General features: G+C 73.2%; 18 protein-coding genes. 9 read left to right on the forward strand and 9 right to left on the reverse strand.

The genetic code is table 11. The annotated features are described in order from the left end of the window. Positions 1-55: 55 nt before the first annotated feature. From ABTZ99_RS10900 to ABTZ99_RS10910, 3 genes are read left to right on the forward strand one after another with little or no spacing between them, the layout of a single operon-like run. The gene (locus ABTZ99_RS10900) at positions 56-637 is read left to right on the forward strand and encodes a PadR family transcriptional regulator (protein ID WP_499610367.1); all 582 of its coding nucleotides are present in this window, start codon (positions 56-58) and stop codon (positions 635-637) included. A gap of 24 nt (positions 638-661) precedes the next feature. Continuing rightward, a complete protein-coding gene (locus ABTZ99_RS10905) occupies positions 662-3,349 on the forward strand; it encodes an SCO1167/SCO6262 family helicase (protein ID WP_498778703.1) in 2,688 nt (895 codons plus the stop codon). Further along, entirely contained in the window at positions 3,346-4,443 is a 1,098-nt protein-coding gene (locus ABTZ99_RS10910) for an SWIM zinc finger family protein (RefSeq protein WP_499610370.1), read from the forward strand. The genes ABTZ99_RS10905 and ABTZ99_RS10910 overlap by 4 nt, the downstream gene beginning before the upstream one ends. A 411-nt stretch (positions 4,444-4,854) precedes the next feature. Here ABTZ99_RS10910 and ABTZ99_RS10915 read toward each other — a convergent pair whose 3' ends face one another. Both ABTZ99_RS10915 and ABTZ99_RS10920 read right to left on the reverse strand, forming a co-directional pair. Then, positions 4,855-5,067: a DUF5703 family protein gene (locus ABTZ99_RS10915; protein ID WP_498778726.1), complete on the reverse strand. Its 213-nt coding sequence runs from the start codon at positions 5,065-5,067 to the stop codon at positions 4,855-4,857. Next, the gene (locus ABTZ99_RS10920; RefSeq protein WP_499610372.1) at positions 5,067-6,029 is read right to left on the reverse strand and encodes a YncE family protein; all 963 of its coding nucleotides are present in this window, start codon (positions 6,027-6,029) and stop codon (positions 5,067-5,069) included. Before ABTZ99_RS10920 ends, ABTZ99_RS10915 begins: the two co-directional genes overlap by 1 nt. A 170-nt stretch (positions 6,030-6,199) precedes the next feature. Between ABTZ99_RS10920 and ABTZ99_RS10925 the strand changes: the two genes are divergently transcribed. Further along, entirely contained in the window at positions 6,200-7,288 is a 1,089-nt protein-coding gene (locus ABTZ99_RS10925) for a M48 family metalloprotease (protein ID WP_499610375.1), read from the forward strand. Between the two features lie 74 nt (positions 7,289-7,362). On the opposite strand, the gene ABTZ99_RS10930 is transcribed toward ABTZ99_RS10925, so the two are convergent. Beyond that, positions 7,363-8,328: an aldo/keto reductase gene (locus ABTZ99_RS10930; protein ID WP_499610378.1), complete on the reverse strand. Its 966-nt coding sequence runs from the start codon at positions 8,326-8,328 to the stop codon at positions 7,363-7,365. Between the two features lie 140 nt (positions 8,329-8,468). Here ABTZ99_RS10930 and ABTZ99_RS10935 point away from each other — a divergent pair, with 140 nt between their 5' ends. From ABTZ99_RS10935 to ABTZ99_RS10945, 3 genes are read left to right on the forward strand one after another with little or no spacing between them, the layout of a single operon-like run. Continuing rightward, positions 8,469-9,518: an LLM class F420-dependent oxidoreductase gene (locus ABTZ99_RS10935; protein ID WP_499610381.1), complete on the forward strand. Its 1,050-nt coding sequence runs from the start codon at positions 8,469-8,471 to the stop codon at positions 9,516-9,518. Next, a complete protein-coding gene (locus ABTZ99_RS10940) occupies positions 9,515-10,339 on the forward strand; it encodes an undecaprenyl-diphosphate phosphatase (protein WP_498778697.1) in 825 nt (274 codons plus the stop codon). Before ABTZ99_RS10935 ends, ABTZ99_RS10940 begins: the two co-directional genes overlap by 4 nt. 9 nt (positions 10,340-10,348) lie before the next feature. After that, a complete protein-coding gene (locus ABTZ99_RS10945; RefSeq protein WP_498778696.1) occupies positions 10,349-11,044 on the forward strand; it encodes a histidine phosphatase family protein in 696 nt (231 codons plus the stop codon). Positions 11,045-11,388: 344 nt separating this feature from the next. Here the strand turns inward: ABTZ99_RS10945 and ABTZ99_RS10950 are convergent, their stop codons facing one another. Beyond that, positions 11,389-12,543, reverse strand: coding sequence for a site-specific integrase (locus tag ABTZ99_RS10950; protein ID WP_499610384.1), 1,155 nt, complete (start codon positions 12,541-12,543; stop codon positions 11,389-11,391). Positions 12,544-12,662: 119 nt separating this feature from the next. On the opposite strand from ABTZ99_RS10950, the gene ABTZ99_RS10955 reads away from it, so the two are divergent. After that, positions 12,663-12,938: an ArsR/SmtB family transcription factor gene (locus ABTZ99_RS10955; RefSeq protein WP_230568548.1), complete on the forward strand. Its 276-nt coding sequence runs from the start codon at positions 12,663-12,665 to the stop codon at positions 12,936-12,938. Between the two features lie 7 nt (positions 12,939-12,945). Here the strand turns inward: ABTZ99_RS10955 and ABTZ99_RS10960 are convergent, their stop codons facing one another. The 3 genes from ABTZ99_RS10960 to ABTZ99_RS10970 all read right to left on the reverse strand — a co-directional run bounded on the left by ABTZ99_RS10960 (position 12,946) and on the right by ABTZ99_RS10970 (position 16,038). Beyond that, on the reverse strand, positions 12,946-13,308 hold the full coding sequence (locus ABTZ99_RS10960; RefSeq protein ID WP_498778725.1) for a VOC family protein: 363 nt from the start codon (positions 13,306-13,308) through the stop codon (positions 12,946-12,948). A gap of 141 nt (positions 13,309-13,449) precedes the next feature. Beyond that, positions 13,450-15,123, reverse strand: a complete 1,674-nt coding sequence (locus ABTZ99_RS10965) for a hypothetical protein (protein WP_499610387.1) — start codon at positions 15,121-15,123, stop codon at positions 13,450-13,452. A gap of 6 nt (positions 15,124-15,129) precedes the next feature. Continuing rightward, on the reverse strand, positions 15,130-16,038 hold the full coding sequence (locus ABTZ99_RS10970) for a glycosyltransferase family 2 protein (RefSeq protein ID WP_498778693.1): 909 nt from the start codon (positions 16,036-16,038) through the stop codon (positions 15,130-15,132). Between the two features lie 155 nt (positions 16,039-16,193). Here ABTZ99_RS10970 and ABTZ99_RS10975 point away from each other — a divergent pair, with 155 nt between their 5' ends. Next, positions 16,194-17,480, forward strand: coding sequence for a hypothetical protein (locus ABTZ99_RS10975; RefSeq protein WP_499610390.1), 1,287 nt, complete (start codon positions 16,194-16,196; stop codon positions 17,478-17,480). Positions 17,481-17,498: 18 nt separating this feature from the next. Here the strand turns inward: ABTZ99_RS10975 and ABTZ99_RS10980 are convergent, their stop codons facing one another. Beyond that, positions 17,499-18,215: an MBL fold metallo-hydrolase gene (locus tag ABTZ99_RS10980; RefSeq protein ID WP_498778691.1), complete on the reverse strand. Its 717-nt coding sequence runs from the start codon at positions 18,213-18,215 to the stop codon at positions 17,499-17,501. Positions 18,216-18,246: 31 nt separating this feature from the next. Continuing rightward, the gene (locus tag ABTZ99_RS10985) at positions 18,247-19,221 is read right to left on the reverse strand and encodes a hypothetical protein (RefSeq protein ID WP_498778690.1); all 975 of its coding nucleotides are present in this window, start codon (positions 19,219-19,221) and stop codon (positions 18,247-18,249) included. Positions 19,222-19,331 lie beyond the last annotated feature (110 nt).

Raw genomic sequence — 19,331 nt, forward strand, 5'->3', positions numbered from 1 at the left:
CCCTGATCGGCGAAACCGGGATCGCGGAACCCGGACACCGCTGGACGAGGACGCGATGTCGGCAACACGGCTGCTGGTGCTCGGGGTGGTGCGCGGCTACGGGCGCGCCCACGGCTACCTGATCGGCAACGACCTCATGTCGTGGGGCGCGGGGGAGTGGGCCAACGTCAAGTGGGGCTCGATCTACCACGCGCTCAAGCAGCTCACCAAGGACGGCAGCCTGACCGACCACTCCGTGCCGCCGGGCCGCACGGACTACGAGATCACCCCCAAGGGGGAGGCCGAGTACCAGAGGCTGCTGCGCGACGCGCTGCGCCGCCCGGAGACGCGGCCCGACCTGCTGGCCGCCGGGCTGGCGTTGCTGCCGTCGCTGTCGCGGGAGGAGGCCGTCGGGCTGCTCACCGAGCGGTTGGCCGCGTTGGAGGCGCGGCGGGACGCGGCACGCGGGCAGGCGGGGGAGTGGGGCGAACCGCCGCACGTCAAGGAGCTGTTCGGGCTGTGGGAGCACACCGCGTCCAGCGGGGCGGAGTGGACGCGGGGCCTGGTCGAACGCCTCGAAGCGGGCGCCTACCCCATGGCGGGCGAGCCGGGATCGCCCGGCGCACCCGGCAGCTGGGTTATACTCAAACTTGAGTAGCGAGGGGGAACGCTGAACACAGGGTTGGAGCGGTACGCGGCCGTCTTCGAGGCAGCCGACCCGCCACGCACGTCCACCGTCGCCTTCTACCCCGCTCAAGACCACCCGGGACCGGACGGCGCACCCGGCTCCGACCGGCTCACCGTCGCCACCCCCGACGGCGCCGCGCGCACCGTGCCCGCGCTGCGGCTGCCCGTGGCCGAGGCCGTGCCGCTGCTCAGCCGCGCCCGCCGCACACCGCACGCCCACCCCGCCGCGGCGTTCTGGGGCGCGGCCGTCGTCGTGGCGTTGCAGCTCGTCGCACGAGGTCGGGTGCGGCCCGCGGTCACCGACGGCGACTTCGACGCCTGGCTGCTCGGTCCGCTCGACGCCGCCGACCACGCCCGCGTGCGGGACCTGGCCGACGCGATGCCCGCGCACGCCCGGGCCGTGCCGCTGCCGGGCCGCGAGCCGCTCGAACTGCCCGACGCCGAACCGCTGCTGCGCGCGTTCCTCGACGCCGTCGCCGACACCATGCCGCGCGGCGCGGCGGCCGTGCACGCCGCCGGCGCGCCCGCCTTCGCCGCCACCGCGCCGCAGCGGGTGCCGCACCTGCGCGACTGGGCCGACCAGGGCGTGCGCATCTCGCTGCGGATCGAGGGCTTCGGCCCGTTCCGCGCCGTCGTGCAGGTCCACAGCCTCGCCGACCCCGCCCGCGTGGTCGACGCCGCGGAGCTCTGGGCGTCGGCCAACCAGCGGTCCCGGGCCGAGGCCACGGTCGCCCTGCGCCGCGCCGCCCGCGCCTGGTCGCCGCTGGAACGGCTGCTCGACCAGCCCGTGCCCGACGAGGTCGCCCTCCTCGACTCCGACGTGGAGCACCTGCTCGCCACCGGCGCGGTCCGGCTCGCCGCCGCCGGCGTGGACGTGCACTGGCCCAAGGACCTCGTGCGGGACCTGTCGGCCAAGGTCGTCATCGGCGAACGCCCCGCCGACCGGCCCGCGTTCTTCGGCCCGGACCAGCTCACGTCGGTGAACTGGCAGCTCGCCCTGGGCGACGACCCGCTCACCCCCGACGAGCTCGACCGGCTCGCCGAGTCCACCCGGCCGGTCGTGCGGCTGCGCGACCGCTGGACTTTGGTCGACCCCGAACTCGCCCGCCGCGCCCGCGAACGCAACCTCAAACCCGTCACCGCGATCGACGCGCTCGGCGCGGCCCTGACCGGCACCACCAGCGTCGACGGCGTCGAGGTCGAGGTCGCCGCCACCGGCTGGCTCGACGAGCTGAAGTCCCGCCTCGCCGACCTCGACGACGACCCCGTCGAGGCGCCGCCCGCACTGCGCGCCACCCTGCGCGACTACCAGCTGCACGGCCTGCGCTGGCTGGACCGCATGACCTCGCTCGGCCTCGGCGCCTGCCTGGCCGACGACATGGGCCTGGGCAAGACCATCACCCTCATCGCGCTGCACCTGCACCGCGACCGGCGCGACCCCGGACCCACCCTCGTGGTCTGCCCCGCGTCGCTGATGGGCAACTGGCAGCGCGAGATCGAGCGCTTCGCGCCCGGCGTGCCCGTCCGCCGCTTCCACGGCCCCCGCCGCGAGGTCGCGCACGAGGGCTTCGTGCTCACCACCTACGGCACCATGCGCCTGGACGCCGACCGGCTCGCCGACGTCGACTGGGGCCTGGTCGTCGCCGACGAGGCCCAGCACGTGAAGAACCCCGCCTCCGACACCGCCAAGGCCCTGCGCCGCATCCCCGCCCGCGCCCGCGTCGCCCTCACCGGCACCCCGGTGGAGAACACGCTCTCGGAGCTGTGGGCGATCCTCGACTGGACCACCCCCGGCCTGCTCGGCACCGCCGCCCAGTTCAAGGCGCGCTGGGCCGGCCCCATCGAAGCCGACCACGACCAGGAGGCCGCGCGGCGGTTCGCCCGGCTCGTGCGGCCGTTCCTGCTGCGCCGCCGCAAGACCGACCCCGGCATCGCGCCCGAACTGCCGCCCAAGACCGAGACCGACCAGCCCGTCGCCCTCACCCGCGAACAGGCCGCGCTCTACGAGGCCGTCGTGCGCGAGCTCATGGCCGAGGTCCGCGAAGCCGACGGCATCGCCCGCCGCGGCCGGATCGTCAAACTCCTCACCGGCCTCAAGCAGGTCTGCAACCACCCCGCCCAGTACCTCAAGGAGACCTCGCCGAAGCTCGCCGGCCGGTCGGGCAAGCTCGAACTGCTCGACGAACTGCTCGACACCATCCTCGCCGAGGACGGCGCGGTGCTCGTGTTCACCCAGTACGTCGCCATGGCCCGCCTCATCGAACGCCACCTCGCCGGCCGCGGCATCCCCAGCCAACTCCTGCACGGCGGCACGCCCGTCCCCGCCCGCGAGGACATGGTGCGCCGCTTCCAGGACGGCGAGTGCCCGGTGTTCCTGCTCTCCCTCAAAGCCGCGGGCACCGGCCTCAACCTCACCCGCGCCGACCACGTCGTGCACTACGACCGGTGGTGGAACCCCGCCGTGGAGGACCAGGCCACCGACCGCGCGCACCGCATCGGCCAGACCCGGCCCGTGCAGGTGCACCGGCTCATCGCCGAAGGCACCATCGAGGACCGCATCGCCGCGATGCTGCGCGCCAAGCGCGACCTCGCCGACTCCGTCCTGTCCCGCGGCGACGCCGCGTTCACCGAACTGTCCGACGACGAACTGGGCAACCTCGTCGAACTCCGGAGCGGCACATGAGCGATCGCGTCAAAGGCTTCCCCGCGTTCGGCAAGGGCGTGCGCCGCGCCGGCTCCTGGTGGGGCAAGGCGTGGCTGCAGGCCCTGGAGGACACCTCGCTGGACCAGGCGCCGCTGCGACAGGGACGCAAGTACGCCCACGCCGGGCTCGTCGGCACCATCACCGTGAGCCCCGGCCGCCTCGCCGCCACCGTCTACGACACCGAGGACACCTACCAGACCTCCGTCCACCTCACCCCGCTCACCGACGCCGAGTGGGACCGGTTCCTCGGCCAGATCGCCGCCAAGGCCGGGCACCTCGCCGCGCTGCTCGACCGCGAGATGCCCCGCGAGCTCGCCGAGGCCGCCGCCGACGCGGGCGTGCCGCTCCTGCCCGGCATCGGCGACCTCGACCCCGAGTGCACGTGCCCCGGCTGGGAACTGCCCTGCCGCCACGCCGCCGCCCTGTGCCACCAGGCGTCCTGGCTGCTCGACGCCGACCCGTGGGTCCTGCTGCTCCTGCGCGGGCGGGACCAGGACGAAGTCGTCGCCGGCGCCCGACCCACCACCGGCGTCCTCGCCACCACCGCCTACGCCCGACCCGTCCCGGACCTGCCCGACGACCCGCCGCCCGGCGAACTCGGCCCCCTGCCCGAGTTCGAACCCGCGCCCGGCCTCGACGTCGACGTGCTGCGGCTGCTCGTGGCCGACGCCGCCGCCAAGGCCCGCGAGGTGCTCGCCACCGGCCGGTGGCCCGCGCCCGACGACCGCCGCGACCACATCCGGATGGCCGCCACCCACCCCGCCCTGCGCGAGCGCCTCGACGCCGACCCGCGCGCCGTCCGCGCCTGGCAACAAGGCGGCGCCGGCGCCCTCGACGTCCTCGAACAACCCTGGACACCCGGCAAGACCGACACCGCCCGCGCCCGCGCCGCCTGGGAGAGCGGCGAACTGCCCGAACCCACCGTGTGGCGCAACCGCTGGACCGTCCACGACCGACAGCTCCGCTACGGCCGCGACGGCCGCTGGTACCCCTACCGCGCCGCCGACGGCGACTGGTGGCCCACCGGCACCCCGCACCGCGACCCCACCGCCGCCCTCACCGACACCGACTGACCGGGGTTCGGCACAACGGTCGTCCCTCGGCCAGGGTTCCGAGGCGGGGGAAGACGCCACGGGGGACAGGCCTCGAACGCGGTAATCCGTCCAACGTGGACCAGCCGCGCGGCCCGCAACGGCGACTTCTGAGCGGCCCGCGACGACCGGTCACCCGCGACGAAGGCCGGACCCCGCCCGCCTCGCCACCGGGGCGCGCTACGACTCGGCGGCTGGCTCATCGAAACCCGCCGCCACCGACCCGCCGCCACCGACCTGAGTCACACCGTCCACAGCGGATGGAGTCAGGAGAAAACCACAGGTGGAGCCCGCTTCACCACACCTGTGGTACCACAGGTGTGGTGGTCGGCCGAACGGGTCCGCCGCGACCGCCGCGACGGTCGCGCCCGGGAACCCCGCGCCGGACCGGCCCTAGGTGATCACACCCGGCATCACGGCGGCCGACCGCTTGCGCCGCAGCCACACCTTGCGCGAACCGTCACCGAACAACAACGTCCGCGACAGCTCCCACCCGGCGAACTCCGCGTGGATCGTCAGCTGCGTCGTCGCCGTGCGACGGGAGACACCGGCCGGCAGCCGCAGCGGCCGGTACTCCCAGTCCCCGTCGACCACCCCATCGCCCATCATCCGATCACCTGCATCCCTGCGCCGTCCCCGGACGCGACGAACACGCGCCCGCTGCCTGGATCGACCGCCACCGAGTCCGGCTGGCGGACCGTGGCGAACCGGTGCCTCTCCACCGGCTCCGCGCCGGCCACGTCGAACGCCACGACCTCGTTGCGCTCCGTGAGCGTGATCCACACCAGGTCACGCGCCCCGTCGTAAGCCATCCCGTACGGCGCACCCGGCACCGGGTAGCGCAACCGCATGATCAACGGGTCGGCGGAGAACGCCATCAGCTCACCGCCGCGCGTGTCCACCACCAGCACCCGGCCGAACCGGTCGGCCACCGCGTTCGTCGCGCCCTCGCCCGCGCGCAACCCCGCGCCCGGCCCGTCGGCGCCCGGGTCGAGGTCGAACACCGCGCTGCGCGGCCGGTCCAGCACCACCGCCGCGCCGCCGACCGCGACGACCCGGTCCGGGCTGGAGATGCCGCGCACCACGTGCCCGTCCACCGACACCTGCCGCAGGTCGCGCTGCGCCACCAACGTCCGGTCGCCCACCCGCGCCACGTCCACCGGGGCGCCGTCCACCGCGCGCTGCGAGGTCGAGCCGTCCGGCCGGACCGTCACCACGACACCGGCGGGCACCACCGCCTCCACCGCGTCACCGACGGTCACGAGCCGTTCCGCCGGACCGGGCAACGGCACCACCACGGGGTCACCCAGCGTGTCGGCGGGATAGAGGGCCACCGACGGCGGATCGGCCAGCGCCACCGCCACCCGACCACCCGCGACCGCGACCGACGTCGCCCGCCCCAGCGGCACCACCCGGCCCTGCGGGACGCCCGCCTGCTCCGGTGACGCCGCGGGTCGCGCGGGCTCCAACGTGGCCGCGAGCTGCAACGGATCCGCCGGGTTCTCCTCCGTCGCACAGCCCGAGACCAACGCGACCCCGGTGAGCACTACCGCCGCCAGTCGGCGCAACGTCGGACCTCCCAGTCGACCCGTTCAGCCCTCCCAGCATCCATCACCGAACCCCCATCGTCACGCAGGGGGCGGGTGTTGTCGTTGGTCTGGGAAGGTGATAGTCGCGCCGCACCCGTACCTCCGAGCCCTTCCCGGCGACTATCCCAGGTGAACGGGGAGGCGTCGCGATGACGGTCGAGGAGCTGCGGGATCGGCACGTGCAACTGCTGCGGGACCGGCGGGTGGCCGACCGACTCGACCCGCCGGCGCACCCCGGCGACACCGCCGCGCGCTACCACACGTGGACCCAGGTGGCCGCCGAGCCGCCGCCCGCCCTGCTCGCCCGGCTGGTCGAGGTGCGGGTCCGGCCCGCCGCCTACCGGCCCGCCCACCTGCGCGAACAGCAGCACACCCTCGACGCGCTGCAACCCGAGGTGCTGCACCTGGCCCGCACCGCGGGCTGGGACGTCACCATCCCGGTGCTGGCGGGCGTGTTCCCCACCGGCACCCTCGACGCGCTCAGCGTCCCCGTGCCCGGCCGCGGCGTGCTCGTGCTGGTCAACACCTCGCTGCTGGACCTGCTCGGCACCGTGCTGAAGATCATGACCGGGGCGCTGCCGAACTACGGCACCCCGCCCCTGCTGAGCACCGACCAGGCGACCTACGCCCTGGCCGAGGCCGTCAACGCCCACCTGTACGGCAACGGCGCGGTCCAGGCGCGGCGGCTGCCGGAGCTGTCCGGGCAACGCGCCGCGCTGGTCTCGCTGATGGCGCGCCGCGGCACGCAGTTCACGCTGGCGCACGAGGTCGGGCACGTGCTGGCCGGGCACCTGCGGCACGCCCGCCGCCGCACCGACCCCCACACCCCGGTCGGCGCGCTCGACGCGCAGTCCGTCGGCTGGCCGCGCGAGCACGAGGCCGACCGCGTCGCCGCCACGATCATGCTGCGCACCCTGGACGGCCTCGGGCACCGCGAGCTCGAAGCGCACGAGCCGTACGTGGTCGGCGCGGTGCTGCTGGTGCTGTTCCTGCACGAGGTCACCGACCGGCTCGCCGACCAGCTCGGCCTCACCGTCCCGTTCGCGGGCAACCACCCGCCGCCCGTGCGGCGCATCCAGACCCTCGTCGAGCACCTCGCCGGCCACGTCCGCACGCCCCGCGCCCTCGACCTCGCCGCCGACGTCGCCACCTGGCTCGAAGACCGGCTCGACGGGGTCCGCGAGTGGTTCCGGCTGGTGGACGACACCCTGCTCGGCGGCTCCACGTCACACGGGTGACACCGGGCCACGCCAACCTCATCGGCACCACGATCGAGCAGTGCGACTTCTTCCGCTACGGGCCGGCCGGCGACTCAGCCGAGCGGTCGCTCGGGGTAGCCGAACTCCACCGCGCTCACGTCGTCCAACGCCGCCCGGATCGCCGGCGGCAACGTCAGCTCCTCCGCCGCCAACGACCCCAGCAGCTGGGCCGTGTCCCGCGCGCCCACCACCGGCGCCACCACGCCCGGCCGGTCGCGCACCCACGCCAGCGCCACGCACAACGCGCTCGTGCCCAGCCCGTCCGCCGCCGTCGCCACCGCCTGCACGATCCGCGCCGCCCGCTCCGTGCGGTGCTGCTCGACGTACCCGGCGAAGTGCGCCGACGCGCCCCGCGAGTCCGACGGCGTGCCGTTGCGGTACTTGCCGGTCAGCACGCCCCGCCCCAGCGGGGCCCACGGCAGCAGGCCGACACCGTGGTGCTGCGCCGCCGGCGCCACCTCCCGCTCCACGCCGCGCTCCAGCAGCGAGTACTCCACCTGCGTCGACACCAGCGGTGTGTGCCCCGGCAGCGCCGCCGCCGTGCCCAGCTGCCAGCCCGAGTAGTTCGACACGCCCGCGTAGCGCACCCGGCCCGACGCCACGGCCGTGTCCAGCGCCGAGAGCGTCTCCTCCAGCGGCACGTTCGGGTCCCACGCGTGCAGCTGCCACAGGTCGATGTGCTCCACGCCCAACCGGCGCAGCGACCCGTCCAACGCGTGCAGCAGGGCCCCGCGCGACGCGCCGCCGCCGAACGGGCCGTCGTTGCGCCGCGCCACCGCCTTCGTCGCGATCACCAGCTCCTCCCGCGGCACGACCTCGCCCAGCAGGCCGCCCAGGATCCGCTCGCTCTCGCCCTCCACGTACACGTCGGCGGTGTCCACCAGACTGCCGCCCGCCTCGGTGAAGGCGAGCAGCTGGGTGGCCGCCTCGTCCGCGTCCGTGTCCCGGCCCCAGGTCATCGTGCCCAGGGCCATCCGGGAGACCCGCAGTCCGCTGCGCCCGAGGTATCGCTGTTCCACGCGGGGGAGCCTAAAGGGTGATCGACATTCCGGCGGCTCGTGGCACGCGCCGGTCAAGGCCTAATCCCGTCACGATCGGGACGCACCCGCCGGGGGTGTCACCTGGCCAACCAGGTTACCGACCGGTAGGGTCTCGGTTCGTGCGACTGGGACTGAACCTCGGGTACTGGGGCGGGGGCAACGACGCCGCGAACCTCGAACTGGCCAGGGAAGCCGATCGGCTGGGCTACTCGGTGGTGTGGGCCGCCGAGGCCTACGGCTCCGACGCGCCCACGGTCCTGGCGTGGGTGGCCGCGCAGACCCAGCGCGTCGACGTGGGCAGCGCGATCCTGCAGATCCCCGCGCGGACGCCGGCGATGACCGCGATGACCGCCGCCACCCTGGACTCCCTGTCCGGCGGCCGGTTCCGGCTCGGCCTCGGCGTGTCGGGGCCGCAGGTGTCGGAGGGCTGGCACGGCGTCCGGTTCGACAAGCCCCTGGGCCGCACCCGCGAGTACGTCGACATCGTCAACACCGCCCTGCGCCGCGAGCGGCTCTCCTACGAGGGCGAGCACTACACGCTGCCGCTGCCCGACGGCCCCGGCAAGGCCATCAAGCTGACCGTGCACCCCGTGCGCGAGCACATCCCGATCTACCTGGCCGCCGTCGGCCCGAAGAACGTCGAGCTGGCCGGCGAGATCGCCGACGGCTGGCTCGCGCTGTTCCTCTCGCCCGAGCACTCCGGCGACGCGCTGGCCTCGCTCAAGGCGGGCCGCGACAAGTCGGGCAAGACCCTCGACGGGTACGACATCGCCGCCACCGTGCCGATGGTCGTCGGCGAGGACTGGCGCGCCTGCGCCGACCGGATCCGGCCCTACGCGGCGCTCTACGTCGGCGGCATGGGCAGCCGGAAGAAGAACTTCTACAACGACAACGCCGTGCGCATGGGCTTCGCCGCCGAGGCCGCGGAGGTCCAGGACCGCTACCTCGCCCGCGACTACGACGGCGCGATGGCCGCCCTGCCGCTCGGTTTCCTCGACGGCACGTCCCTGCTCGGCACCAAGGAGCGCATCGCCGACAAGATGCGCGCCTACGCCGAAGCGGGGGTCACCACGCTGACGCTTTCGCCCATGCTGCAAGATCTCGAGCAGGGGATCGCCGCGCTCCGCACGGCGACCGAAGCTCTGGATCTGGCAGGAGTGGGTAGTTGAGCTGGTTGCAGGCCCTTGTCCTAGGACTCGTCCAAGGACTCACGGAATTCCTGCCCATTTCCTCGTCGGCGCACGTCAGGATCGTCTCCACGCTGTTCTTCGGCAACGACGCGGGCGCGTCGTTCACCGCCGTGATCCAGCTGGGCACCGAAGTCGCGGTGCTGATCTACTTCGCCAAGGACATCGGCAACTTCATCGCGGCCTGGTTCCGCGGCCTGTTCAGCAAGGCCGCGCGCAAGACCGAGGACTACCGCATGGCCTGGTACGTGATCATCGGGTCCATCCCGATCAGCGTGCTGGGCTACCTGTTCAAGGACGAGATCCGCTCGTCGCTGCGCAACCTGTGGATCACCGCCACCGTGCTGGTGGTGTTCGGCCTGCTGCTCGGCCTCGCCGACCAGTTCGCCCAGCACCTGCGCACCAAGCTCCAGCTCAAGGACGCCGTCGGCATGGGCCTGGCCCAGGCGATGGCGCTGATCCCGGGCGTGTCCCGCTCCGGCGGGACCCTCACCGCGGGCCTGTTCCTCGGCCTGGACCGCGCCTCGGCCGCGCGCTACTCGTTCCTGCTGGCCCTGCCCGCCGTGTTCGGCGCCGGGCTGTTCAGCCTCCCCGACGTGCTCGACCGCTCCGAGCCCAACGCCGCGTCGGTGCCGCAGATGATCGCCGCGACGATCGTCGCGTTCGTCGTCGGCTACGCCACGATCGCCTGGCTGCTGCGCTACGTCTCCAAGCACAGCTACTCGGCGTTCGTGTGGTACCGGCTGCTGCTCGGCATCGTCCTGATGGGGCTGCTGTCGATGGGGCTCATCAACCCGACATAGGGTGGCCACGTGGCTACCGTGATCCTGCTGCGACACGCCCGCTCCACCGCCAACGGAGCGGGCGTCCTCGCGGGCCGGCAACCCGGCGTGACGCTCTCGGACCGGGGCGTGGAGCAGGCCGCGGCCCTGGTCGACCGGCTCGCCGGCGTGCCCGTGGCCGCGGTGGTGACCTCCCCGCTGGAACGCTGCCGGCAGACCCTCGCGCCCCTGCTCGACCGGCTCGGCCTCGACCCGGTCGTCGAACCCGACCTCGCCGAGGTCGACTACGGCCAGTGGACCGGGCGCGAGATCAAGGAGCTGGTCGCCGAACCCCTGTGGTCGGTCGTGCAGCAGCACCCGTCCGCGGCGGTGTTCCCCGACGGCGAAGGGCTCGCGACCGTGCAGGCGCGCGCCGTGGCCGCGATCCGGGCGCACGACGCCCGCGTCACCGCCGAGCACGGGCCCCGCGCCGTGTGGCTCGCGTGCAGCCACGGCGACGTCATCAAAGCCGTCCTCGCCGACGCGCTCGGCGTGCACCTGGACGGGTTCCAGCGCATCGTCGTCGACCCCGCCTCGGTGTCGGTCGTGCAGTACACCGAGACCCGGCCGTTCGTGCTGCGGGTCAACGACAACGGCGGCGACCTGTCCGTGCTGGCGCCACCGCCGGAGAAGACCGAGGAGCCGCCGTCCTCCGACGCCGTCGTGGGCGGTGCGACCGGCGCCTGACGCGGGCGGTGCGAGCAGCGCGTGGCCCCCGGACAGTGCAGGGTAGTCCGGGGGCCACGGTGCGCTTGGCCGGGGCGGGCGGCCTCGTGAAGACGATCGTATTGGCGCGACGGCGCGGGTGAACGCCCTCCCGCGGGCTGGACGTCCGGCGGCGTCGGGTCGCCTGCGCAGGTCAGCACGCACACCCACGCCGATGAAGCGACCAAAACCGCAGCTCAACGCACGTGGAAACACCGCGGAAACAAACCGCGCAAGCGGGCCGACGCCCTAACCGGTTAGCCCGTCCGGTCCCGCCCGGAAGAACCGGGCGTGTTAGAAGTTAACAACCCGCGGTGCGCCCTTGATCACAGTCCGAGGCGGGTGACCGCGTTGTCCTCCAACGGGTTCGCGGTGCGGATGTAGCGGTGCACCGTGCGCGGGTTCGTCCAGCGGCCCTGCCGCATGATCTCCCGGTCGCTCGCGCCGCCCAGCGCCGCCTGCGTGGCGAACCCCGCCCGCAGCGAGTGGCCGCCGAACAGCGCCGGGTCCAGCCCGGCCCGCGCCGCGTACCGCTTCACCACGTCCGACACCGCCCGGTCCGACATCGACCGGCCGCCCAGCCGCCCGTGCCGGCTCACCGACGGGAACAACGGGCCCCGCAGCGGACCGGGCCGGTAGGAGTGGCAGCGGTGCGTCGCCGACGGATCACCCTCGTCCTCGATCAACGCCCGCGGTTCCGGCGCCGTCAGCACGTCCACCCAGTCCGCGTACGCGCACACCGGGCACGTGGGCCTGCGCGCGCCGCGGGGGAGCACCACGCGCTGCCGGTGCGCGCCGGTCTGGTCGGTCTTCGTCACGCCCAGCTCGACCAGCAGCAGCGGCTCGTGCGTGCGCGCGTCCACGTCCACCGTGACGTCCTGCAACCCCACCGCCGCCAACTCGCTGCGCCGCAACGCGCCCGCGAACCCCACGAGCAGCAGCAGCGCGTCACGCCGCCGCGTCACGCCCGTCGGCCAGCCCGGCGGCGGCAGCTCCGCCAACAACGCCTCCAACGTGCCCAGCAGCACCGGCCGCTTGCGCCGCGGCTGCGTCTGCCGGGTGCGGCGGATGCCGCGCAACGTCAACCGCACCACGTCCGACCGCGTGGGCGAGGGCAGCCCGCCGGCGGCGTGCACGGCGGCGATCGCCGCCGCCTTGCGCTCCAGTGTGGACGGACCGAACGCGGGGGAGCCGTCGGCCTTCGTCGTGTCCGCCGCGACCGCCAGGTACACCGCCACGTCCACCGGGTCCGCGGGCAGCGCCACCCGGCCCTCGGCCTCGCACCACGCCGCCCAGCCCACCCAGTCCGAGCGGTAGGCGCGCAGGGTGTTCGCCGACTGCGCGGCCCGCAGGTAGCCCGACAGCGCGTCGGCCTGCTCCTCGTCGAACCGGCGGCGGACCTGCGCCAGCGCGGCGAAGTCCACCAGCGGTGCATGCCGCACGCGGTCGAGTTCGGCGCGCACCGGCTCCGGCAAGGTCACCTTGTCACCCTAACACCGTCGATAGCCTTAATATCTTCAGTGTGGATTAATAGACCACTTGACCGTGGTCGCTACTATGCGAAACCGTGCGCGCCCTACAACACCCGGACGTGGAAGACATGCGTCTCGCGACCGTGCTCAGCGCGCTCGCGGACCCGGTGCGACTGCGGATCGTGGCCGAGCTGGCCCGATCGGGCGGGATCGTGTGCGGCCAATTCGACGTGCCGGTCAGCATGTCGACGCTGTCGCACCACCTCAAGGTGCTCCGCGAGGCCGGGGTGCTGCGCGTGACGCCCCAGGGCAGCTACCGCACCCACGAGCTGCGGCGCGCGGAGATGGAACACCGGTTCCCCGGCGTGCTGGACTCCATCACCCGGGCGATCGGGCCGCCGTGATCCCGGCTCAGGCGTCCACGTACAGGCAGAACGGGTGGCCCGCCGGGTCGAGGTAGACGCGCACGTTCTCCTGCGGCTGGTACTCGGCGAGCGTGGCCCCGGTCGCGACCGCGTGCGCGCCGGCGGTCTCCAGGTCGTCCACCTCGATGTCCAGGTGCGCCATCATCTGCTGGTCGCCGTCGGCCGCGGGCCAGGTGGGGCGGTGGTAGCGGGATTCGGTCTGGAACGACAGCCCGGCGCCGCCGTCGGGCGGGCGCAGCGTGGCCCAGCCGGGTTCGTCGGCGCCGGGGGACCAGCCGAGCAGGTCGCGGTAGAAGCGGGCGAGGGCTTGGGCGTCTGGTGCGTCGAGCACCGTCGCGGTCAGCTTCAGCACGATCTTGATTTTCACCTCGCCGGGTGACTTCCGCATGTCCGGCCGCGATTCTTCGGACCGACCCGGCGCGGACAGGGGCCGACACGACGGGGGGCGGCCGGATCACTCCCCGACCGCCCCCACCGTCACGTGCCGTGATCAGCCGCCCGGGGGCGGGTGCGGCAGCTCGCCGCGCTTGGGTCCGAGTTCGGCCAGTTCGAGCAGCGTCTCGCCGAACCGGGGGTCGGTCGACTCGAAGCAGCCCTTGCCCAGGGTGTGCGCGTAGGCCGAGCAGCTGCCGTCGGGCTGCTTGATCAGGTGCGCGCTGGTGGCGAGGTAGCCGAGCGAGTTGTCGGTGCGCGGCATGTACCGGTCGCCGGTGGAGGAGCCCGCGGAGGCGATGAGCAGGAGCAGCGCGGCGAGCACGCCGATGCCGGTCGACGGGGAGGCGATCGCGTCGCGGACGCGGGCGACGCCGTCGAAGCGGCGCACGGCGTAGTAGCCGGCGAAGCCGGTGAGCAGGAGCAGGCAGTAGAGCAGTTCGGCGGTGCTGCGCGGCCAGAGCTGCACCGCGTCGGCGGCGTACATCTGGGAGCCGAAGTAGAAGCGCAGCAGCCAGGCGCCGGTGAACACCGAGGTCAGGACGATGACGACGGTGCGGTGGCGTGCCACCGCAATGGCGGCGGCGAGGCCGACGAGGGCGAGGATGGTGAACAGGCCGACGCCGCCGAGTTCGCCGGGTGGTGGCCAGGGTCCGGTGTTGCCGGGCAGGTCGCTGCGCCACATCGCGAGGTAGGTGGGTTCGGTCCAGGTGTCCCAGTAGAAGTAGCGGTCCTTGACCGAGCCGGAGGCGGTGAGCAGGCCGAAGAGGTGGCGGAAGGAGACGGCGACGAAGACGGCGGCGGTGATCGCGATCAGGGCGAGGCCCTTGAGGGGGCCGGTGCGCCAGGGGAACAGCACGAGGGCCGAGATGAGCACGCCGGGTGCGGACCAGACGAACCAGCCGGAGTAGAGGAGGAACACCAGGCCGAGGGCGATGCCGGCGCCGATGCCGTGCAGCACGATGCCGCGCCAGGGGGTGTCGCCGGCGCGGCGGAGCCGGCGCAGCAGGACGAGCAGGAGCGGGACCATCGCGACGAGCATGAGGTTGGTGTAGGGCTTGTACGGGTCGATGAGCACCATGGCGGGGACGACGCCGATGCCGAGTGCCCACAGGGGTGAGAGCAGCAGTCGCCAGGACAGGTAGGCGACGGGTCCGAAGAGGGCGGTGCCGGCGATCTGGAGGACTTTGAGGCTGTAGCCGGGTGAGGTGTCGGTGAGCTGGGAGTACCAGGCGAGGGCGTGGACCCAGCCGGGTGGGTAGTCGGCTTGCATGGTGCCGGTGTCGATGAGGGTCTGGGCCCAGCGGGTGAGGGCGCCGGAGTCGCCGCCGTTGGCGTTGAGGCCCCAGGAGGCGCCGCGGAGGGCGACGAGGACGGCGCCGGCGACGAGTCCGCCGTAGAGGCCGGCCGCGGTGGCGGCGGCGATCCTGCGGGCGAGTGGGGCGTGGGCGACCCAGCGGACGCGTGCGGTGACGATGGCGAGGGCCAGCAGCACGACGGCGATGAGGGCGAATCGGAGTTGGAGTGCGGCGAGGCCGCTGATCTGGCCGATCCGGTCGAGGGGGTTGACCTCGATGCCGCGGGCGAGGAGCACCATCAGCGCGGCGGCGGCCACGGACACGACGGCTTCGGCGGCGAAGAGCCATCCTCGGCGGGGTTGTGCGGTGTGGGGCGGCGGCGGGGTGTGCTCGGGGCTGGGCCGCGGCGTGTGTTCTGGCGCGGTCGACAGCACCGTCGATCACTTCCTCACGGGTTTGGTGGTTCCGAATGCGTGGCGGACGAGGAGTTTGGCGCTGGCGGTCTGCCTGGAGCTGACGGCTCCGGGGAGCAGGAGCAGCGCGTGGAGGCGGGAGGAGAGGTGGAGGCGGGCGGCTTTGGCGGCGCGGTGCCAGCCGATGTCGTCCATGTGTCGGGCGACGTCGAGGAAGAAGTCGTGTTCTTCGGTGAAGCGTCCGCCGAGGGAGGCCAGGGAGGAGGAGACGCTGGCGTCGTGGCGGCGGTACTGGAAGCAGAGGTCGGGGACGACGACGAGTTGTCCGCCGCGTTCGAGGAGGTCGAGCATGAGGGCGAGGTCGAGGACGACGCTGAGGCCGGGGCGGAAGCTGAGGTCTTTGAGGGCTTCGCGGCGCCAGCACAGGGAGGGGAAGTAGGTCCAGTTGCCGCGCAGGAGGCTGACGACGAGGTCTTCGCCGCCCATGATCTTGGGGGTGGTGGTGTCGGGGGCGTAGAGGTTGCGCTTGACGCGGTCGGTGAGGGGTCGGACGACCTGGCCGGCGCTGTCGATGACTTCGACGCCTGCTTGGACGACGTCGGCGTCGGGGTAGCGCTGGGTGGTGCGGCGGACGGTGCTGACGTAGTTGGGCAGCATGGCGTCGTCGGAGCCCATGACCACGAGGAAGTCGCGCTCGGCGAGTTCGAGGCACTTCTGGAAGTTGGCGTTGATGCCGATGTTGTGGTCGTTGCGCTGGTAGCGGACGCGGTCGTCGCGCAGCGAGTCGAACCACTCGGGGAGTTCGTTGTCGGTGACGCTGTCGTCGACGACGGTGAGGCGCCAGTTGCCGTCGTCCTGGGCGATGACGCTGCGCACGGCGGTCTTCAGGTACGAGATGTCCCCGTAGTGGGGGAGCATGATGTCGATGCCGTTCATGGTCACCTCGCACGACCGACGATCAGGCTGCGGTGCGGAACGCCCATCCCCTTGCCACGACCCTTCCCCTTGCGCGCTGCCCCTCGTGGTTCCACCCGAGCACCGGGGATACCGGCTATCAGGAGGTGGCGACGAGGCAGCCTACTGTGTTGGCGGTGAGCGCAGACATCATGCCCCCGCGTCGGTTGAGCCCTGCTGTCGTCGTGGGGTTGGGCACGTTGGTTCTCGGTGCGTCCGGTTACGCGTTCGTGGCGATCGCGGGTCATTCGCTGTCGGCGGTGGACGCGGCGGCGGTGGCGGCGTTCTACCTGTTGGCGAACATCGTGGGTCCGGGGATCTTCTCGGCGTTGGAGCAGCAGGCGAGTCATGCGACGTCGCGGGCGTTGGCGAGGGGTGAACGGCCTGGTGGGGCGGTGCGTCGGGTGGGTCGTGAGGGTGTGGTGCTGACGTTGGGCGTGGTGGCGGTGCTGGTGTTGGTGTCGCCGGTGTTGGTGGATCGGTCGTTGAAAGGGTCGTGGCCGTTGTTCGTGGCGGTGGTGGTGGCGGTGGTGACTTCGGCGGCTATTTACCTGGCGCGTGGTGTGTTGGGTGGAATGCAGCGGTTCTCGGGTTATGCGGCGACTTTGGCGGGTGAGGGATTCGCTCGTTTGTTCGGTGCGGTCGTGGTGGTGGCGGTGGGTGTGGCGAGTGCGGGTGTGTTCGGGTTGACGTTCGCGTTGGGGACGGTCGTGGGTGTGGTGGCGGGGTTGGTGTGGTTGCGGTCGAGGTCGGCGCCGGTGGTGGGTGGGGTGGTGGCCGGGGAGGGGCCGCGGGAGGGTGTGGAGGGTTTGGCGTTGTTGGTGTTGGCGGGGTTGTTGGTGCAGGCGGTGGCGAACGTGGCGCCGATCGTGGTGACGGCGCGGTTGCCGCAGGACGCGGCGTTGGCGTTGGCGTTCTCGTCGGCGTTCATCCTGGTGAGGGTGCCGTTGTTCGTGTTCTCGCCGGTGCAGGCGTTGTTGTTGCCGGGGTTGACGGAGGCGGCGACGCGGGGTGATCTGGGTGCGGTGCGGTCGGTGTTGCGGCGGATCACGGTGTGGGTGTTGGTGGTGGGTGTGGTGGGTGCGGTGGGGTCGGCGGTGTTGGGTCCGTGGGCGGTGCGGGTGTTCTTCGGGGCGGAGGCGGAGTTGTCGTGGGTGTTGATGGGTGCGTTGGGGGTGGGGACGATCTTGTTGATGGTGGCTCAGGTGTTGCAGCCGGCGTTGATCGCGTTGGGTGCGCGGTCGGCGATCACCGTGTCGTGGGTGGTGGGCACGGTGGTGTTGTTGGTGGTGTTGGTGTTGCCGGGGTCGCCGGTGGTGGTGGCGACGGTGGCGCAGTTGGCGGGTCCGTTGCTGGTGGCGGCGGGGATGGGGGTGGCGTTGGCGCGTCGGTTGGCGCGGGTGGGCGCGGTCCGGGAGGCGTGAGACTTCACCCGCCTGGGATCACCTGATCGTGAATGTTTCACCTGGTCGTGCGACGGGGGCGTGGGCGCGTTCGGCGGCGTGGACGGTGCCGATGGTGTGGCCGACGTGGGTGAGCAGGAGGCGTCGGGCGCGGCGGCCCGCGGCGGCGGCGTCCTCGGGGGAGCAGTGGTGGGGTCCGGCGCCGTCGGCTTCGCAGAGGAACAGGTCGGCGCCGTCGGCGAGGTCGTCGAGGGCCTGGCAGGGGCCGGTGTCGCCGGAGTAGGCGAAGACGGCGTCGCCGTGGGTGGCGCGCAGGCCGAAGGCGGGCAGGCCGTGCTCGACGGCGCGGCTCGTGAGGGTGAGGTCGCCGATCTCGGCGCGGTGCCCGTCGTGCAGTTCGTGCACGGTGAACGCGGCGGAGGCCGGGTTGGGCGACGCGCCGGCGAGGAAGGTCTCCAGGCGGTCGGCGAGTCCGGGTGGGCCGTAGAGCGGGATGGGCGCGTGCGGTTGTCGGTCGGCGAACAGCAGCGCGTAGTAGTAGGGCAGCAGGTCGGCGGCGTGGTCGGCGTGGGTGTGGGAGATCCAGACCGCGTCGAGGAGGTCGGGGCGGTGGTGGCGTTGCAGCTCGGCGAGGGTGCCGGGGCCGGCGTCGACCCACACGGCGGTGTGCTCGGTGCGCAGCAGGTAGCCGGAGCAGGGGTTGCCGGGGCGGGGGTAGGGCGTGGCGGTGCCCAGGACGGTGAGGCGGAAGGTCACGCGACAGTGTGACCCAGGGTGTGGTGGGAGGTCACGGGAGCGTGTGGCGCAGCACGTGCACGCCGGCGGCGGTTTTCAGGTAGGCCCAGGTGGTGGCGCCGGTGGTGGCGAGGCCGACGTGGGAGGCGGAGGCGCGGGCGAGGTCCTCGGGCAGTGCCACGGCGGTCCAGCCGGCGCCGGTCCAGCGGTGGAAGGCGGGTCGGGTCTCGAAGGAGCCGCGGGTGGCGCGCACGCCCCAGGTCCAGCCGGCGGCGACGCCGTGCACGCTGAGCCGGCCGGTGTCGCGGGGTGGGGGGACGCTGGTCCACTGGGCGCCGTCCCAGCGGTGCACGCGCAGGCCCTCGGTGTCGCGGGCGTGGCCGAGCCACACGTCGTCGGGGGCGGTGGCGGCGAGGCGGGCGACGTGGCCGCGTTCGACGCGGGGTCCGGCGACCTCGGTCCAGCCGGTGCCGTCCCAGCGGACGAGCACGGGGTACTCGTAGGTGGCGGGTCCGGCGCCGGCGAGGCCGCCGCCGCCCGCCCACACGTGGTGGGGTCCGGCGGCGGCGATGGTGTGGAGGCTTTCGCGGGCGGAGGACACCGCGGCGCGCAGTCGCCAGGTCGTGCCGTCGTAGTGCAGGGCGTCGCGGCCGGTGCCGACCACGTGGACGTCGTCGCGGCCGACGGCGGTGACGGCTTTGGCCCAGGTGATGCGGGGTGTGGCGACGACCTGCCAGGTGGTGCCGTCGTAGTGCAGCACGAGGGGGCGGCCGGCGCTGTTGCCGACCGCCCAGACGTCGTCGGGCGCGGCGGCGGACACGCCGGACAGGCTGGCCGCGGCGGGCAGGTGGGGCAGGGGCTCCTCGCGCCAGGTCTCGCCGGTCCAGCTCAGCACGAGCGGCGCGGACGCGCGGCTGGTGAACACGCCGGTGGTGCCCGCCAGCCAGGCGTGGTGCTCGCCCGCGGTCGCCAGCTCGGCCAGTGCGGTGCTGGGCGGCAGCGCGGGCACCGGCACGGGTAGGAACAAACCAACTCCCCCTCGATGGGTCGTCCCCCGACTCATCGCGTGATCCAGCTCATCGGCCGGGGTGCCGGCGCGCCAGCCGCCGAACGGCGGGTTGTGGTTGGCGCATCGGC

This window comes from Actinosynnema sp. NPDC002837 (genome assembly GCF_040295345.1).
GTDB lineage: Bacteria > Actinomycetota > Actinomycetes > Mycobacteriales > Pseudonocardiaceae > Actinosynnema.

Bases quoted from the DNA above. Each gene is read 5' to 3' on its own strand.
- ABTZ99_RS10900 (WP_499610367.1), top strand. From the start codon at position 56: ATGTCGGCAACACGGCTGCTGGTGCTCGGGGTGGTGCGCGGCTACGGG.
- ABTZ99_RS10910 (WP_499610370.1), top strand. From the start codon at position 3,346: ATGAGCGATCGCGTCAAAGGCTTCCCCGCGTTCGGCAAGGGCGTGCGC.
- ABTZ99_RS10915 (WP_498778726.1), bottom strand. From the start codon at position 5,067: ATGGGCGATGGGGTGGTCGACGGGGACTGGGAGTACCGGCCGCTGCGG.
- ABTZ99_RS10925 (WP_499610375.1), top strand. From the start codon at position 6,200: ATGACGGTCGAGGAGCTGCGGGATCGGCACGTGCAACTGCTGCGGGAC.
- ABTZ99_RS10955 (WP_230568548.1), top strand. From the start codon at position 12,663: ATGCGTCTCGCGACCGTGCTCAGCGCGCTCGCGGACCCGGTGCGACTG.
- ABTZ99_RS10970 (WP_498778693.1), bottom strand. From the start codon at position 16,038: ATGAACGGCATCGACATCATGCTCCCCCACTACGGGGACATCTCGTAC.